Source organism: Streptomyces sp. NPDC046349, assembly GCF_055587885.1.
This window is the reverse complement of record NZ_JBVJFK010000008.1, coordinates 169,793-186,933: the sequence shown is the minus strand read 5'-3', so window position 1 is coordinate 186,933 and position 17,141 is coordinate 169,793. Positions and strand designations below refer to the sequence as shown.

The following is a 17,141-nucleotide window of genomic DNA, read 5'->3' as shown; positions in this document are numbered from 1 at the left end:
CTTCTCGGCTCACCGCGGGTCTGAAGCGCGCGCGGGAGCCCAGGGCACACCCCAGGCACAAGGTCAGAGCGTACCTACCTCATTGAGGTAGGTCAAAACAAATGCCCAGCACGAAAAACCGCTGCGCGCAAGCGGGACGGGGGCCGTTCGGCCCGGCGGCCCGCCCCGGCGCCCTAAACTGACGGCTTGCCCGGGCGCTGGGCGCCCGCGAGTCGATCAGCAGGGAGCAGCACATTGGGGACCGTGGCACCCGAGCCGACCACAGTCGATGCCCGGCCCCCCGCACCGGAGCGCCCGTCCGCCGTCCGCCGGTCCGTCCGCCGCTCCACCCGCCTGCGCGGCCCCCTGCTGGCCTTCCTCCTGACCGCGTCCGCCTTCGGCGCGTCCTGGTTCGCGCGCGGCACGTTCCCCTTCGGCAACACCGGGCGGGCCGTCAACGACCAGGCCAACCAGTACGTGCCCTTCCACCGGGCGCTGTGGGACCTGGTGCACGGGCAGGCCGCCGGCGACCTCTTCTTCACCTGGCGCGGCGGATTCGGACAGCAGTTCCTGTCCGACTACCACACCTACCTGGGCAACCCGTTCTCCTGGTTGGCCGTCCTCGTGCCGCGCGACCACGTCGACCTCGCCGTCTTCGCGGTCACGCCGGTCACGATGGGCGCCGCAGCAGCCGTGATGACGGTGTACCTCGGCAAGCTGCACGCCGGGCCGTGGTGGCAGCGGGGTGTGCTCGGGGCGACGTACGGCCTGTGCGGCTGGGCCCTCAGCGACGCCTCGTACATCCCGATGTGGCTCTGGGGCCTGGTCGCCCTCCCGATGCTCGGCATCGCCGTCGAGTGGTGCCTGGAGGGGCGCCGCTGGCCGGGAGCGGCCCTGCTGGTGGCTCTCGCGTGGTTCGGGAACTTCTACACCGCGATGATGGCCACGATGGCCGCCTGCGTCCTGCTGGCGATCCGCCTGGCCACCCGCGACACGACGGCCCGGGAGCGGCTGCTGGCCCTGTGGCGGGCCGCGACGGCCGCCGGGACCGGGATCCTGCTCACGCTCCCGCTGCTGCTGCCGTCGTTCCTGTCGAGCGGCGCCGCGCAGCCCACCAAGGCCGCCGCCTTCGACCCCGTACGGCTCGAGGTCTTCCTCGCCGGCCTGCTGCCGGCCACGCACCTGTGGGGCGGCCGTCCCAGGCTGTACGTGGCCTCGCTCGGCCTGATCCTGGCCGGCTCCTTCCTGCTCAACACCCGTGTCGCGCGCCGCACCCGCCTGGTGTGGGCGGGCGCCACCGCGCTCGTCCTGGCCTCCTTCCAGTTCCCGCCCACGCAGTACGTGTGGCACGGGCTGGCGGTGCCGAACGGCAACCCGTACCGCGAGACCTTCGTCTTCAGCGCGATGGTGGTGGTCCTGGCCTGGCTGGCGCTGGCGGCCCGGCCGCGCCCCCGGCATCTGGCCCTGAGCGCCGCCCTGCTGGTCGCGGCCGCCTTCGTACTGCGCCACACCGACGACTTCGGCGGCTGGACCTGGCCGGCGGTGCTCGGGGGCGGGGGCGTCTCGCTGTTGGCGCTGGTCCTGCTGCGGCTCGGCGAGAAGCAGCGTGTGCTGGTACCCGTCGCCGCCGTGCTGATGACCGGCGTCGTCCTCGCGGAGTCCACCGCGGCCGCGGCCGGCGCCGACGCCCGCCGGGCCCGCGAGCGCTGGGCCAAGCCGATCGCCACCTCGAACCAGTCGATCGCCCGGCACTTCGACGCCGTCCGCGGCGTCGGGGACTGGCCCGCGTACCGGACCGACTCGGGCGCACCGCAGACCTCGTACAACGACGCCCTGGCCCTTCGTGCGGAGGGGCCGCAGTACTACAGCAGCTACCTCCCGGAGGCCACCTACCGGGCGCTGGAACCCCTCGGGTACGGTTTCAAGAACGACGGCCGCACCTTCTTCGGCGCCGACAACCCGGCCCTCGACGCGATCTTCTCGATCGGCGCGCGGGTCCGCCCCGGGGCCGCCCCCGGCAGCTGGACCGCCGAGCGTTTCCCGGCGCCCCCGCTGGTCACCGTCCGCACCGGCCCCTACACCTCCCCGAACCCGGCGGACAGCGTCTACGCCCGCCAGGAGAACGTCCTCGGCTCCACGGTCTACGAGGTCCCGCAGGTCACCCGCGGGGGCGACCCCGAGGCCCAGACGTACGCGGCCCGGTGCCGGCCCGGCTCCGAGGCCTACTGGTACTCCCCCGCCCTGTACGGCTCCCTCCACTCCGGCGCCACCGAGAAGCCCCTGGAGGACGAGATGACCGGGGTGACCCCGCTCGGCCCCGTCCCGGCCTCCGGCAGGGTCGAGGTCACCGTGCGGACCCGCACGCAGGGAGCCGACGCGGGCGCCCACCCGCTGGGCTGCCTGGACCGGGCGGCCCTGGCCGCGTCCGTCGACCGGCTGAGGACCACCGGCGCCACCGCCGTCGAGGTCGGCGGCCACTCCATCGCGGCCACCCTCCCCGCCGGCACCCGGGGCACGGCGGTCATCGCCACCACGGCGGTCCCCGGCTGGAGCTGCTCGGCCCCGGTCAGGCCCTTCCACGGCCTGCTGGCCGTGGACGTCCCCCCGGGCACGAACGGGATCTCCTGCACCTTCACCCCGAAGGGCTTCACGGCCGGATTGGCGGGCGGCGCCCTGGCCCTCCTGGTCCTGGCCGCCGTCCCGGCGGCGACCCGCCTGCGCCGCCGCCGCTGACCCGCCGTGTGCTCGCGGCGGCCGGACGGACCGCGGCGAGCACACGGACCACCACGCCCGTGGGAATGAAGAAGCCCCCCGCCACTCCTCTCGGAGCGGCGGGGGGCTTCTTCCTACGAGCGATCAGCCGTTGTACGGGCCGTAGTCGTAGTCCTCCAGCGGGACAGCCTGGCCGGAGCCGGTGCCGAAGGGCGAGTAGTCGATGTCGTCGTAGCCGACGGCCGAGTACATCGCGGCCTTCGCCTCCTCGGTGGGCTCCACCCGGATGTTGCGGTAGCGGGCAAGGCCCGTACCGGCCGGGATGAGCTTACCGATGATGACGTTCTCCTTGAGGCCGATCAGGGAGTCGGACTTGGCGTTGATCGCCGCGTCCGTCAGGACCCTGGTCGTCTCCTGGAAGGACGCCGCCGACAGCCACGACTCGGTCGCGAGCGAGGCCTTGGTGATACCCATCAGCTGCGGACGGCCGGAGGCGGGGTGACCACCCTCGGTGACCACGCGACGGTTCTCGGTCTCGAACTTCGACCGCTCGACCAGCTCGCCCGGCAGGAGCTCCGCGTCGCCGGACTCGATGATCGTCACGCGGCGCAGCATCTGCCGGATGATGATCTCGATGTGCTTGTCGTGGATCGACACGCCCTGCGAGTTGTAGACCTTCTGGACTTCGCCGACCAGGTGGACCTGGACGGCGCGCTGGCCGAGGATGCGCAGCACGTCGTGCGGGTTGGTGGCACCCATGGTGAGCTTCTGGCCCACCTCGACGTGGTCGCCCTCGTGCACGATGACCTTGGCGCGCTTCGAGATCGGGAACGCCGTCTCGTCGCTGCCGTCGTCGGGCGTGATGACGATCTTCTTCGTCTTCTCGGTCTCCTCGATCCGCACGCGGCCGGCGGCCTCGGAGATCGGGGCGACACCCTTCGGGGTACGGGCCTCGAAGAGCTCGACGACACGCGGCAGACCCTGCGTGATGTCGTCACCGGCCACACCACCGGTGTGGAAGGTACGCATCGTCAGCTGGGTACCGGGCTCACCGATGGACTGGGCGGCGATGATGCCGACCGCCTCACCGATGTCGACCAGCTTGCCGGTGGCCAGCGAGCGGCCGTAGCAGAAGGCACAGGTGCCGACCGCGGACTCGCAGGTCAGGACCGAGCGGGTCTTGACCTCCTCGACGCCGTTGGCGACCAGGGCGTCGATGAGGACGTCACCGAGGTCGACGTTGGCCGGCGCGATGACCTTGCCGTCGATGACGACGTCCTCGGCCAGCATGCGGGCGTAGATCGAGGTCTCGACGTCGTCGGCCTTGCGCAGCACGCCGTCCTCGCCGCGAACGGCGATCTTCAGCTTCAGACCGCGCTCGGTGCCGCAGTCCTCCTCGCGGATGATCACGTCCTGCGAGACGTCCACCAGACGACGGGTCAGGTAACCCGAGTCGGCGGTACGCAGGGCGGTGTCCGCCAGACCCTTACGGGCACCGTGCGTGGAGATGAAGTACTCCAGAACGGTGAGGCCCTCACGGAAGGACGCCTTGATCGGACGCGGGATGGTCTCGTTCTTCGCGTTCGACACCAGACCACGCATACCGGCGATCTGTCGCATCTGCATCATGTTTCCTCGGGCACCCGAGTCAACCATCATGAAGATGGGGTTCGTCTTGGGGAAGTTCGCGTTCATCGCCTCGGCAACCTCGTTGGTCGCCTTGGTCCAGATCGCGATGAGCTCCTGCGTGCGCTCGTCCTTGGTGATCAGACCGCGCTCGTACTGCTTCTGGACCTTCTCGTCCTGCGCCTCGTAGCCCGCGACGATGGCCTTCTTGGCCTCGGGCACGACGACGTCGGAGATGGCCACGGTGACGCCCGAACGGGTCGCCCAGTGGAAGCCGGCCGCCTTCAGGTTGTCGAGCGTCGCCGCCACGATGACCTTGGGGTAGCGCTCAGCCAGGTCGTTGACGATCTCGGAGAGCTGCTTCTTGCCCACCGAGTAGTCGACGAACGGGTAGTCCTCGGGCAGCAGCTCGTTGAAGAGCGCGCGGCCCAGGGTGGTGCGCAGGCGGAAGCTGTCGCCCGGCTGGAACTCCTGCTCGCCCTCCTCGGCGACCGGCGGCACCCAGCCGCGCGGCGGGATGGTGCCCACCGGGAAGCGGATGTCGACGGACGACTGCAGCGCGAGCTCGCCGGCGTCGAACGCCATGGTCGCCTCGGCCGTGGAGCCGAACGCGCGGCCCTCGCCCTTGGTGTCACGGAGTTCGCCGTCGGTGGTCAGGAAGAACAGACCGAGGACCATGTCCTGGGTCGGCATCGTGACCGGACGGCCGTCGGCCGGCTTGAGGATGTTGTTCGAGGACAGCATCAGGATGCGGGCCTCGGCCTGCGCCTCCGCGGAGAGCGGCAGGTGCACGGCCATCTGGTCACCGTCGAAGTCCGCGTTGAACGCGGTGCAGACGAGCGGGTGGATCTGGATGGCCTTGCCTTCGACCAGCTGGGGCTCGAAGGCCTGGATGCCGAGGCGGTGCAGCGTGGGCGCACGGTTCAGCAGGACCGGGTGCTCGGCGATGACCTCTTCGAGCACGTCGTAGACGACCGTGCGGCCGCGCTCGACCATGCGCTTCGCCGACTTGATGTTCTGCGCGTGGTTCAGGTCGACCAGGCGCTTCATCACGAACGGCTTGAAGAGCTCCAGCGCCATGGCCTTGGGCAGACCGCACTGGTGCAGCTTCAGCTGCGGGCCGACGACGATCACGGAACGCGCGGAGTAGTCCACACGCTTACCGAGAAGGTTCTGACGGAATCGACCCTGCTTGCCCTTCAGCATGTCGCTGAGGGACTTCAGCGGACGGTTGCCGGGGCCCGTCACCGGGCGGCCGCGGCGACCGTTGTCGAAGAGGGCGTCCACGGCCTCCTGGAGCATGCGCTTCTCGTTGTTCACGATGATCTCGGGGGCACCGAGGTCGAGAAGGCGCTTCAGGCGGTTGTTGCGGTTGATCACGCGGCGGTACAGGTCGTTCAGGTCGGAGGTCGCGAAGCGGCCACCGTCCAGCTGCACCATCGGACGGAGGTCCGGCGGGATGACCGGGACGCAGTCCAGGACCATGCCCTTGGGCTTGTTGCTGGTCTGCAGGAACGCGGAGACGACCTTGAGGCGCTTGAGCGCACGGGTCTTCTTCTGGCCCTTGCCGGTGCGGATGATCTCGCGGAGGCGCTCGGCCTCCTCCTCGAGGTCGAAGGACTCCAGGCGCTTCTGCAGCGCGGCGGCGCCCATGCAGCCGTCGAAGTACGTGCCGAAGCGGTCACGCAGCTCGCGGTAGAGGAGCTCGTCGCCCTCGAGGTCCTGGACCTTGAGGTTCTTGAAGCGGGCCCACACCTCGTCGAGACGGTCGATCTCGCGCTGGGCGCGGTCACGGAGCTGCTTCATCTCGCGCTCGGCGCCCTCGCGCACCTTGCGGCGCACGTCGGCCTTCGCGCCCTCGGCCTCGAGCTCGGCCAGGTCGGACTCGAGCTTCTTGGCGCGGCCTTCGAGGTCGGCGTCGCGGCGGTTCTCGATCTGCTGGCGCTCGACGGAGACGTGGGCCTCCAGCGACGGCAGGTCGCGCTGACGGCGCTCGTCGTCGACGAACGTGATCATGTACGCGGCGAAGTAGATGACCTTCTCGAGGTCCTTCGGCGCGAGGTCCAGCAGGTAGCCCAGGCGCGACGGGACGCCCTTGAAGTACCAGATGTGGGTGACGGGAGCGGCAAGCTCGATGTGGCCCATCCGCTCACGGCGCACCTTGGCGCGCGTGACCTCGACGCCACAGCGCTCACAGATGATGCCCTTGAAGCGGACACGCTTGTACTTGCCGCAGTAGCACTCCCAGTCCCGGGTCGGACCGAAGATCTTCTCGCAGAAGAGTCCGTCCTTCTCGGGCTTCAGGGTGCGGTAGTTGATGGTCTCCGGCTTCTTTACCTCGCCGTGCGACCAGGTTCGGATGTCGTCCGCGGTGGCAAGGCCGATCCGCAGCTCGTCGAAGAAGTTGACGTCGAGCACTGTGCGTCAATCCCTCTTTCGGGGTCGTGTCTCTTGATCAGTGGTCTGAACGGTCCCGGGGATGACGGGGGGCTCTGTTCGTGAGCCCCCCGTCAGGCCCGTCAGACCTCTTCGACGCTGCTCGGCTCGCGCCGGGACAGGTCGATACCGAGCTCCTCCGCCGCGCGGAAGACGTCCTCGTCGGTGTCGCGCATCTCGATGGACATGCCGTCCGAGGACAGCACCTCCACGTTGAGGCAGAGCGACTGCATTTCCTTGATGAGCACCTTGAAGGACTCGGGAATGCCCGGCTCGGGGATGTTCTCGCCCTTGACGATGGCCTCGTAGACCTTCACGCGGCCGGTGACGTCGTCGGACTTGATGGTCAGCAGCTCCTGGAGGGCGTAGGCGGCGCCGTAAGCCTCGAGCGCCCACACCTCCATCTCACCGAATCGCTGGCCACCGAACTGTGCCTTACCACCCAGCGGCTGCTGCGTGATCATCGAGTACGGACCGGTCGAACGGGCGTGGAGCTTGTCGTCGACCAGGTGGTGGAGCTTGAGGATGTACATGTACCCGACCGAGATCGGGTCCGGGAACGGCTCGCCGGAGCGGCCGTCGAACAGGCGCGCCTTGCCGGACGGGAGGACCAGGCGGTCACCGTCGCGGTTCGGGATGGTGTGCTCGAACAGGCCGGCGAGCTCGTCCTCGCGGGCGCCGTCGAACACGGGGGTGGCGACGTTGGTGCCGGGCTCGACGCGGTCGGCGCCGATGGCCTTCAGTCGCTCGGCCCACTCCTCACCCAGACCGGAGACGTCCCAGCCGCGGCTGGCGAGCCAGCCGAGGTGGATCTCCAGGACCTGTCCCGGGTTCATTCGGGACGGGACACCCAGGGGGTTCAGGATGATGTCGACCGGGGTGCCGTCCTCGAGGAACGGCATGTCCTCGATCGGGAGGATCTTGGAGATGACACCCTTGTTGCCGTGACGGCCGGCGAGCTTGTCACCGTCGGTGATCTTGCGCTTCTGGGCGACGTAGACGCGGACCAGCTGGTTCACGCCCGGAGGAAGCTCGTCGCCCTCCTCGCGGTCGAAGACGCGGACACCGATGACCTTGCCGATCTCACCGTGGGGGACCTTGAGCGAGGTGTCGCGCACCTCGCGGGCCTTCTCACCGAAGATCGCGCGGAGCAGACGCTCCTCCGGGGTCAGCTCGGTCTCACCCTTGGGCGTGACCTTGCCGACCAGGATGTCGCCGGCGACGACGTCCGCACCGATGCGGATGATGCCGCGCTCGTCGAGGTCCGCGAGGACCTCCTCGGAGACGTTCGGGATGTCCCGGGTGATCTCCTCGGGGCCGAGCTTGGTGTCACGGGCGTCGACCTCGTGCTCCTCGATGTGGATCGAGGAGAGGACGTCGTCCTGCACGAGGCGCTGCGACAGGATGATCGCGTCCTCGTAGTTGTGGCCTTCCCACGGCATGAACGCGACGAGCAGGTTCTTGCCGAGGGCCATCTCGCCCTCTTCGGTCGCCGGTCCGTCGGCGAGGACCTGGGACTCGACGATCCGGTCACCCTCGTTGACGATGACCTTCTGGTTGACCGAGGTGCCCTGGTTCGACCGGGAGAACTTGGCGACGCGGTACGTGGTGTACGTGCCGTCGTCGTTGGCGACGGTGATGTAGTCGGCCGAGACCTCCTGGACGACACCGTCCTTCTCCGCGCGGATCGAGTCACCGGCGTCGACCGCACAGCGGTACTCCATGCCGGTGCCGACGAGCGGGGCCTCCGCCTTGATGAGCGGAACGGCCTGGCGCATCATGTTCGCGCCCATGAGGGCACGGTTGGCGTCGTCGTGCTCCAGGAAGGGGATCATCGCGGTCGCGACGGACACCATCTGGCGCGGGGAGACGTCCATGTAGTCGACGTCGCCGCCGGCGATGTAGTCGATCTCGCCGCCACGACGGCGGACCAGGACGCGGTTCTCGGTGAAGCGCATGTCGTCGGACAGGGCCGCGTTGGCCTGCGCGATGACGAAGCGGTCTTCCTCGTCGGCCGTCAGGTAGTCGACCTCGTCGGTGACGACACCGTCGATGACCTTGCGGTACGGGGTCTCGACGAAGCCGAACGCGTTGACGCGGCCGTAGGAGGCGAGCGAGCCGATCAGACCGATGTTCGGGCCTTCGGGGGTCTCGATCGGGCACATGCGGCCGTAGTGCGACGGGTGGACGTCACGGACCTCGAAGCCGGCCCGCTCACGGGACAGACCGCCGGGGCCCAGCGCCGACAGACGGCGCTTGTGGGTCAGGCCCGAGAGCGGGTTGTTCTGGTCCATGAACTGCGACAGCTGGCTGGTGCCGAAGAACTCCTTGATGGAGGCGACGACCGGCCGGATGTTGATCAGGGTCTGCGGCGTGATCGCCTCGACGTCCTGGGTGGTCATGCGCTCGCGCACGACGCGCTCCATACGAGCCAGACCCGTGCGGACCTGGTTCTGGATGAGCTCGCCGACGTTGCGCAGACGACGGTTGCCGAAGTGGTCGATGTCGTCGGTCTCGACCACGATGGAGCGGCCGGACTCGCCGATCGTCTCGGTCTCGCCGGCGTGCAGCTTGACCAGGTACTTGATCGTGGCGATGACGTCGTCGGTGGTGAGCACACCGGCGTCGAGCGGCTCGTCGGCGCCGAGCTTCTTGTTCACCTTGTAGCGGCCGACCTTGGCGAGGTCGTAGCGCTTGGGGTTGAAGTAGAGGTTCTCGAGCAGCGTCTGAGCGGCCTCACGGGTCGGCGGCTCGCCCGGGCGCAGCTTGCGGTAGATGTCGAGCAGCGCGTCGTCCTGGCCCTGGGTGTGGTCCTTCTCCAGGGTGGCGCGCATGGACTCGTACTCGCCGAACTCCTCGAGGATCTGCTCGGTGGTCCAGCCGAGAGCCTTCAGGAGGACGGTGACGGACTGCTTGCGCTTGCGGTCGATGCGGACACCGACCATGTCGCGCTTGTCGATCTCCATCTCCAGCCAGGCACCCCGGGAGGGGATGATCTTGGCGGAGAAGATGTCCTTGTCGGACGTCTTGTCGATGGAGGAGTCGAAGTAGACACCAGGGGAACGGACAAGCTGCGACACGACGACACGCTCGGTGCCGTTGATGACGAAGGTGCCCTTGTTGGTCATGAGCGGGAAGTCGCCCATGAAGACCGTCTGAGACTTGATCTCTCCGGTCTCGTTGTTCGTGAACTCGGCAGTGACGAACAGCGGAGCCGCGTACGTGAAGTCGCGCTCCTTGCACTCGTCGACGGAGTTCTTCGCCGGCTCGAAACGGTGGTCGCGGAAGGTCAGCGACATCGACCCGGAGAAGTCCTCGATCGGCGAGATCTCCTCGAAGATCTCTTCCAGACCGGACTTGGTGGGGACGTCCTGTCCACTCTCAAGCGCCGACTCGACGCGAGACTTCCAGGCGGCATTGCCGAGCAGCCAGTCAAAGCTCTCGGTCTGCAGCGCCAGGAGGTTCGGAACCTCGAGGGGCTCCTTGATCTTTGCAAAGGAGATGCGCAGCGGGGCGGTGCTGGCACCGTTGTTCGTATTGGTCGAGGCGTTGCGCGAGGCGGCCAAGAGGGGGTCCTTCCGAGGGCTCGGACTCACTACGCGCGTACCGGTCCCAGCAGACACAGAAGACAGGCCCCCCGATTCCGGCCAAAAAGGCCAGGTCAGGGCAGATCAATCAAGTGTGCTCAAGCGTGGGCATGTCCCTGGCGACGGGCAGGGGACAGCTAACAGGCAGCGCAAAGGGTCAGTGTAGCCACTTGGCTCACTGATGTCCAGACCGCGTTTCCGGAAACCGGCAACAGGCCTTCCCCATGTCGATCAACCCTGCATCCAACGCTGCGGCTCTTGTGCACAGAGCGCGTATCAGTACTGCCCTCTTCGTAGTCGATCCATGCCTCGGATCTCGGATCGAGGCGGCCGACCTCTCGACGGGTCTGAGAATTGCGCGCCGCGACCCGTTCGTCAAGGCCCCCTGCTCCGAGCGGATCATCTCCGGACCCTGCGTCGGGGCAACGATGATCACCCTACTCCCCAACGAGACCAGGGCAAGTCAGGCACTGCGAATACGCCAAAGGGCGACCACCCTTACGGGTGATCGCCCCTTGCAGAGGCCGTCAGACGGCCTCAGAGGTGTTACTTGACCTCGACGGCCGCACCGGCGCCCTTGAGGGCCTCGGCGGCCTTCTCCGCGGCGTCCTTGGCAACCTTCTCGAGGACCGGCTTCGGGGCGCCGTCCACGAGGTCCTTGGCCTCCTTCAGACCCAGGGAGGTCAGCTCACGCACGACCTTGATGACCTGGATCTTCTTGTCGCCGGCACCGGTGAGGATGACGTCGAACTCGTCCTTCTCCTCCTCGGCGGCGGCGGCGTCGCCACCACCCTGGGCCGGACCGGCAACGGCGACGGCCGCGGCGGCGGTGACGTCGAACTTCTCCTCGAAGGCCTTCACGAACTCGGAGAGCTCGATGAGGGTCATCTCCTCGAACTGGGCGAGGAGGTCGTCCTGAGAGAGCTTCGCCATGATGGGCGATCCTTCCACTAATTCGGCAGGTGCCGATGTGTCTATAGAGGCGGGCGTAACGGCCCGCTACGACCCGCGCACTAGGCGGCGCGGATCAATGCGCGAGCCGAATTACTCGGCACCGCCCTGCTCGGCGAGCTTGACGCGAAGCGCTTCCGCGGTGCGGACGAACTTCGACGGCAGCGCCTGGAAGAGCGAGGCAGCCTGGGACTGCTTGCCCTTGAACGCGCCGGCCAGCTTGCTGAGCAGAACCTCGCGGGACTCGAGGTCCGCAAGCTTCTTGATGTCGTCGGCGGAGAGAGCCTTACCGTCAAGGACACCGGCCTTGATGATGAGGTTCGGGTTCTCCTTGGCGAAGTCACGCAGAGCCTTCGCCGACTCCACCGGGTCACCGGTGATGAAGGCGACCGCGGTCGGACCAGCGAAGTGCTCGTCCAGCGCGGTGATCCCGGCCTGGTTGGCCGCAATCTTGGTCAGCGTGTTCTTCACCACGGCGTACTGGGCGTTCTCACCGAGGGAGCGACGCAGCGTCTTGAGCTGCGCGACGGTGAGACCCCGGTACTCGGTCAGCACGGCGGCGTTGGAGCTCTGGAACGCGTCCGTGAGCTCGGCCACCGATGCAGCCTTGTTGGGCGTCGGCATGGTGCGTTCGCCTCCTTCCGGGTGATGAGGACCGCTCAGAAGGGGCTGACATACAAAACGCCCCGGCGCAGGCGCCAGGGCGTTGCTCGACCGGAACGAGTCCGGGAGCATTCCACAGTCACCTGCGCGGGTCGTCCGCAGTAAGCGGATCCTTCGGCCACCGCACCCTGGCGGGCACAGCAACGACCAGCGGTCTTTGGCTTCCGGGGAAGACTACGTGAAGGGTTCCGGTCGAGGCAAATCGGTCAGCTGCGAAGGCCGGGCAGCCCGGCGTCCCGCAGGATCCTGTCTGCCTCCTCCAGGTCCTTGTCGGCCTGTTCGAGGTCCTTGTCGACCTGCTCGAGGTCCTTGTCGACGCCCTTCATCACGGCGTCGAAGCCGACGACCTGGTCGGCCGGCGGGGGCTGGACGGCGGCGGCCTTGCCGAAGTCGGAGAACTTCGCCGTGGTCTTCGACGTGCCCTTGCCGTCCGTGCTGGAGCTGTCGACGCGGACCGGATAGCCGTCCGCGCCGATCCAGAGGTCCACCTCGAAGGCGGTGATGTGCTTGACGGACTCGCGCAGGTACTGGCGGTTCTTGTCGTCCATGGCCCTGGTCGACTCGTCCGCCGTGATCAGGTCCGCGTTGGTGAGGCTGGCCCGGTAGTGCTGGGCGTCGATGCCGTCGGTCTTCTCGGCCCCGACGTGCGTGAGCTTCTTCTGGCCGAGCAGCATGGCGAGGTACTCGGCCGGGTCCTCGTTCAGCCGGACTCCCGGCTTGCCGTCCTTGGACAGGTCCATCTGCATCCAGGTCTTGCCCCGGAGGGGCTTGTCCATCCGGGTGTAGACGGTGTCACCCATCATGATCGAGCGGCTGTCGGGCTCGCCGCCCCCCTTGAGGACCACGTCGTGGCTGGACGGGTACCAGCCCTTCGTGCCGGACTGGGCGCCGGTCTTGCCGTCCTTCTCGACGGTGGACAGCTCCGCCTTGGCGAACTTGGCGGCCACCGTCTTCAGGTAGGACGCCTTCACCGCCTCCACGGGGTCGTGCGCCTTGGCGTCGGCCCCCTTGCCCCCCTCGGCCCCGCCGCAGGCGGTGAGGCCGCCCACGAGCAGTACGGTGCCTGCCATGGCCACGCCGGCCCGGGTCCGGACAGCGCTGTTCATCTGGTTCTCCCCCATGCATGGTCGGTGCGCGCCGCGCCGCCGCGGTGGAGCGGCGGCGCGACGGTGGTGCGGTCGTACGGGTGCTGCGACGGCGGTCAGGCGGAGCCCTCGTCGGCGCCCTTCATCATCTCGGCGAGGTCGACGACCTGCTCGGCCGGCGGCGCGGTGACCTCGACGGGCTTGTTGATGTCCAGGAACTTGATGGTGATGTCCATGGGGCCGGAGGTGCCGGCGCCCCGGGTGCGGACCTGCTTGGCCTGGTCGTTCTCGTCGATCCAGAGGTCCATGGTCAGGGTCTTGATGCCCTGGGCCTCCAGTGCCGCGAGGTTCTTCTCCTGGCGCTCCTTGGCCTCCGGGGTGGAGGCGGCACTGCGGGAGCGCAGCTCGTCGACCGAGACGGTGCCGCTCAGGTGCGTCGTCTTCTGGCCGTCGACGGTCTCGTCGCCGACCTTCTTGAGGTCCTTGGCGGCGCTCAGGCTGTCGGCCGTGTCGGCCGGGTTCTGGCCCTGCTGGGCAGAACCGAGGGAGTCCAGCTCCTTCGCCTGCTCGGGAGCGAGGGCCTTGAGGTCGAACTTCAGCCACTTGCCCTCGGCGCCCATGTACATGGCGCCGTCGAGGAGGCGGATCTGCACCTTCTCGCCCGGCTTCTCGGGCGAATCCATCGTCATCGACATGGCCACGGTGGGCTTGATCCGCATGGCGGCCTCGCCGGTGATCTTCTGGCCCGCCGCGTCGCCCGTGATGGTGTACCGGAGCGAGGTGATCTCCTCGGACTTCTTCTTCGTCTTCTCCAGGTACGCGGCCGGCGTCACCTCCGCCGGCTTCTCGGGGGCCTTGGCCGGTGCGGGCGCCCCCGTGTCCTTCTTCGCGTCGCTCCCGTTCTCGCAGGCCGTGGCGCCTCCTGCGAGCAGGAGGGCGGCCAGGACGGCTGCGACGGTCTTCTTGCGGTACGCGTTCATGTGTTCCCCACCCCGTGTCATCGTGCAGCGCACGGTCCCCGGCGTTTCCGGGTGCGGCGCTGCCCGTACGACTGTACGACTCGGCACCGCGAGCCTCCGCACAGGACTCGCACAGGGAACGGAAACGGGCCCCTCGCCGCCCGTGAAGGGGGCGAGGGGCCCGTTCAGCCACTCGGTGAGCCGTCAGGCTCGGCCGGTCAGACCGCAGCCGGGTCTTCCTCGACGAGGAGGTTCCGGGTGCGGTTCGGGTCCAGCTGGATGCCGGGGCCCATGGTGGTGCTCAGGGCGGCCTTCTTCAGGTAGCGGCCCTTGGCGGCGGACGGCTTCAGACGAAGGATCTCGTCCAGGGCCGCGCCGTAGTTCTCGACGAGCTGCTCGTCGGAGAAGGAGACCTTGCCGATGATGAAGTGCAGGTTCGAGTGCTTGTCGACGCGGAACTCGATCTTGCCACCCTTGATCTCGGTGACAGCCTTCGCGACGTCCATCGTGACGGTGCCGGTCTTCGGGTTCGGCATGAGGCCACGGGGACCGAGCACGCGGCCGAGGCGGCCGACCTTGCCCATGAGGTCCGGGGTGGACACAACGGCGTCGAACTCGTTCAGGCGGTTGCCCTTGGCGATCTCGTTGATCAGCTCGTCGTCGCCGACGATGTCGGCGCCGGCGGCTTCCGCGGCCGCTGCACGGTCACCGGTCGCGAAGACCAGGACCCGGGCGGTCTTACCGGTGCCGTGCGGGAGGTTCACGGTGCCGCGGACCATCTGGTCGGCCTTGCGCGGGTCGACACCCAGGCGGAAGGCGACCTCGACGGTGCTGTCGAACTTGGTCGAGGAGATCTCCTTGGCGAGACGGACGGCCTCGAGCGGGGCGTACTGCTTCTCCCGGTCGATCTTGGCGTCCGCAGCGCGGAGAGTCTTGCTGCGCTTCACTTCTGCTCCTGTATTTCGGATTCAGGCAGGGAGTCGTGGTGCGGACCAGCGCTTGGTCCTACCACTGGTGGTGCTGGGGGGTGGCTGGATCAGCCCTCGACCGTGACGCCCATCGAGCGCGCGGTGCCGGAAATGATCTTCACGGCGGCGTCGATGTCGTTGGCGTTCAGGTCGGGCATCTTCAGCTCGGCGATCTCGCGGACCTGGGCGGCCGTGAGCTTGGCGACCTTGGTCTTGTGGGGCTCGCCGGAGCCCTTCTCGATGCCCGCGTGCTTCAGGATGAGGCGCGCCGCCGGCGGAGTCTTGGTGATGAAGGTGAAGGTGCGGTCCTCGTAGACCGTGATCTCCACCGGCACGACCATGCCACGCTGCGACTCGGTCGCGGCGTTGTAGGCCTTGCAGAACTCCATGATGTTGACGCCGTGCTGACCGAGCGCGGGGCCGACCGGCGGAGCCGGGTTGGCCGCACCGGCCTTGATCTGGAGCTTGATAAGCCCCGTGACCTTCTTCTTCTTGGGAGGCATTGCTCTCTCCGGGTCCTAGTGAGAGTTTTCAGCCGCCGATCCGGTCATCCGGATGGAGGCATACCGCACCACGATAACGGGTATCGGTGCGGGGCTAAAAACCGAGCAGGTCAGACCGCCCTCGAGGGGTGGTCTGACCTGTCCGGAAGCTGTGGCTCAGAAGCCGTGATCCAGGGAATGGATCAGTTCTTCTGGATCTGGTCGAAGCTGAGCTCGACCGGGGTCTCGCGGCCGAAGATCTCGACGAGGCCCTTGACCTTCTTCGAGTCGGGGTTGATCTCGTTGATGGTCGCCTGCAGCGTGGCGAACGGACCGTCGGTGACGGTGACCGAGTCGCCGACCTCGAAGTCCAGGACCTCGATGGTGCGCTTGACGGCGGGCGCCGGCAGGCCGGCCTCTTCCGCGGCGGCCTTGGCGGCCTTCTCCTGCGCCTCCGGGGCGAGCATCTTGACGATCTCGTCCAGGGTCAGCGGGTACGGGTCGTACGCGTTGCCCACGAAGCCGGTGACACCGGGGGTGTTGCGGACGACGCCCCAGGACTCGTTCGTCAGGTCCATGCGGACGAGCACGTAGCCGGGCAGCTTGTTCTGCCGGACGTTCTTGCGCTCGCCGTTCTTGATCTGGACGATCTCTTCCTCGGGCACCTCGGCCTGGTAGATGAACTCCTCGACGTTCAGCGAGACGGCGCGCTGCTCCAGGTTGGCCTTCACGCGCTTCTCGTAGCCGGCGTAGGTGTGGATCACGTACCACTCGCCGGGGAGGAGGCGCAGCTCCTCGCGCAGGGCCTGGATCGGGTCGACCGGCTCGGCGGGCTCGGCCTCTTCGGCCTCCTCCGCGATCTCGGCGTCGTCGGCGGACTCTTCGAGCTCGGCGTCGGCCTCGGCCTCGTCCGCCTCGTCGTCGGAGACGTGCAGCGCGGCCTCCTCGGCGGCGTCACCCGCCTCGACGTCGGCGAGCTCGGCCTCGTCGGGGTCCACAGCGTCTGCCGCCTCGACGATGTCGAGCTCGTCCTCGACGGACTCGACGGAGTCGTGGCTCGCGTTCAGGTTCGGGTCAGACACGGTGGCTGCTTCTTCCTGGAAAAAAGGTGGTGGAACATGCGAAAAGGGGCGGCACCCATCAAGGCGCCGCCCTCCGCGGGGATCAGCCGAAGACGAACTTGATGGCTTCCTGGAACCCATAGTCAATCACGGTCACCAGACCGATCATGATGACCACGAAGACAATCACCACGGTGGTGTACGTCGTGAGCTGGTTGCGAGTGGGCCAGACAACCTTGCGGAGTTCCGCGACAATCTGGCGGTAGAAAAGCGCGAGACGGCCCAGAGGACCCTTCTTGCCGCGCTTGCCGCCCTTGCGGGCCTTCTTCTCGCGCGTCTCGTCCTCGGCGTCAGGCATGTCGATGGAGCCCAGGGCGTCCGTCACGTCTCTCACCTGAATCCGGGTCGTGGCCGTACCGCGCCCGGTTGCGCCGCACGGCGTTGCATCTAAGTACGTACCTGCGCACACACATCCGAGAAGGAGTGTGGAGCAGGGCCGGAGGGACTCGAACCCCCAACCGCTGGTTTTGGAGACCAGTGCTCTACCAATTGAGCTACGACCCTTTGCGTCCCCCAACCTACCGCATCCGGGCGAGTGCACGGAGTGCTCACGCTTTGCAGCGGCTGGCGAG

11 protein-coding genes and 1 tRNA gene are annotated in these 17,141 nt (G+C 67.9%); 1 reads left to right on the top strand and 11 read right to left on the bottom strand.

What is annotated here, in order from left to right; translation table 11 throughout:
• Window positions 1-243 precede the first annotated feature (243 nt).
• On the top strand, window positions 244-2,712 hold the full coding sequence (locus ACZ6JS_RS20300; RefSeq protein ID WP_469299649.1) for a YfhO family protein: 2,469 nt from the start codon (window positions 244-246) through the stop codon (window positions 2,710-2,712).
• 123 nt (window positions 2,713-2,835) lie between these two features.
• Here the strand turns inward: ACZ6JS_RS20300 and ACZ6JS_RS20295 are convergent, their stop codons facing one another.
• The 11 genes from ACZ6JS_RS20295 to ACZ6JS_RS20245 form a co-directional block, all read right to left on the bottom strand.
• Window positions 2,836-6,735, bottom strand: a complete 3,900-nt coding sequence (locus ACZ6JS_RS20295; RefSeq protein WP_030653599.1) for a DNA-directed RNA polymerase subunit beta' — start codon at window positions 6,733-6,735, stop codon at window positions 2,836-2,838.
• Window positions 6,736-6,836: 101 nt separating this feature from the next.
• A complete protein-coding gene (rpoB, locus tag ACZ6JS_RS20290; RefSeq protein ID WP_359120684.1) occupies window positions 6,837-10,319 on the bottom strand; it encodes a DNA-directed RNA polymerase subunit beta in 3,483 nt (1,160 codons plus the stop codon).
• 567 nt (window positions 10,320-10,886) lie between these two features.
• On the bottom strand, window positions 10,887-11,273 hold the full coding sequence (gene rplL, locus ACZ6JS_RS20285) for a 50S ribosomal protein L7/L12 (RefSeq protein WP_469299647.1): 387 nt from the start codon (window positions 11,271-11,273) through the stop codon (window positions 10,887-10,889).
• Between the two features lie 111 nt (window positions 11,274-11,384).
• The gene (gene rplJ / locus ACZ6JS_RS20280; protein ID WP_030026650.1) at window positions 11,385-11,915 is read right to left on the bottom strand and encodes a 50S ribosomal protein L10; all 531 of its coding nucleotides are present in this window, start codon (window positions 11,913-11,915) and stop codon (window positions 11,385-11,387) included.
• 245 nt (window positions 11,916-12,160) lie between these two features.
• Complete coding sequence (locus ACZ6JS_RS20275) at window positions 12,161-13,060, bottom strand: SCO4651 family lipoprotein (protein WP_469299645.1); 900 nt, start codon at window positions 13,058-13,060, stop codon at window positions 12,161-12,163.
• 95 nt (window positions 13,061-13,155) lie between these two features.
• On the bottom strand, window positions 13,156-14,019 hold the full coding sequence (locus ACZ6JS_RS20270; RefSeq protein ID WP_469299644.1) for an SCO4651 family lipoprotein: 864 nt from the start codon (window positions 14,017-14,019) through the stop codon (window positions 13,156-13,158).
• A gap of 197 nt (window positions 14,020-14,216) precedes the next feature.
• Window positions 14,217-14,945 carry a 50S ribosomal protein L1 gene (rplA, locus tag ACZ6JS_RS20265; RefSeq protein WP_030773774.1) on the bottom strand — a complete coding sequence of 243 codons (729 nt, stop codon included), beginning with the start codon at window positions 14,943-14,945 and terminating at the stop codon, window positions 14,217-14,219.
• Window positions 14,946-15,034: 89 nt separating this feature from the next.
• Window positions 15,035-15,469, bottom strand: a complete 435-nt coding sequence (gene rplK / locus ACZ6JS_RS20260) for a 50S ribosomal protein L11 (RefSeq protein ID WP_030773771.1) — start codon at window positions 15,467-15,469, stop codon at window positions 15,035-15,037.
• Window positions 15,470-15,651: 182 nt separating this feature from the next.
• Window positions 15,652-16,530 carry a transcription termination/antitermination protein NusG gene (gene nusG, locus ACZ6JS_RS20255; protein WP_469299642.1) on the bottom strand — a complete coding sequence of 293 codons (879 nt, stop codon included), beginning with the start codon at window positions 16,528-16,530 and terminating at the stop codon, window positions 15,652-15,654.
• Between the two features lie 82 nt (window positions 16,531-16,612).
• A complete protein-coding gene (secE, locus tag ACZ6JS_RS20250; protein ID WP_030825982.1) occupies window positions 16,613-16,894 on the bottom strand; it encodes a preprotein translocase subunit SecE in 282 nt (93 codons plus the stop codon).
• Between the two features lie 106 nt (window positions 16,895-17,000).
• A tRNA-Trp gene (locus ACZ6JS_RS20245) sits at window positions 17,001-17,073 on the bottom strand.
• Window positions 17,074-17,141 lie beyond the last annotated feature (68 nt).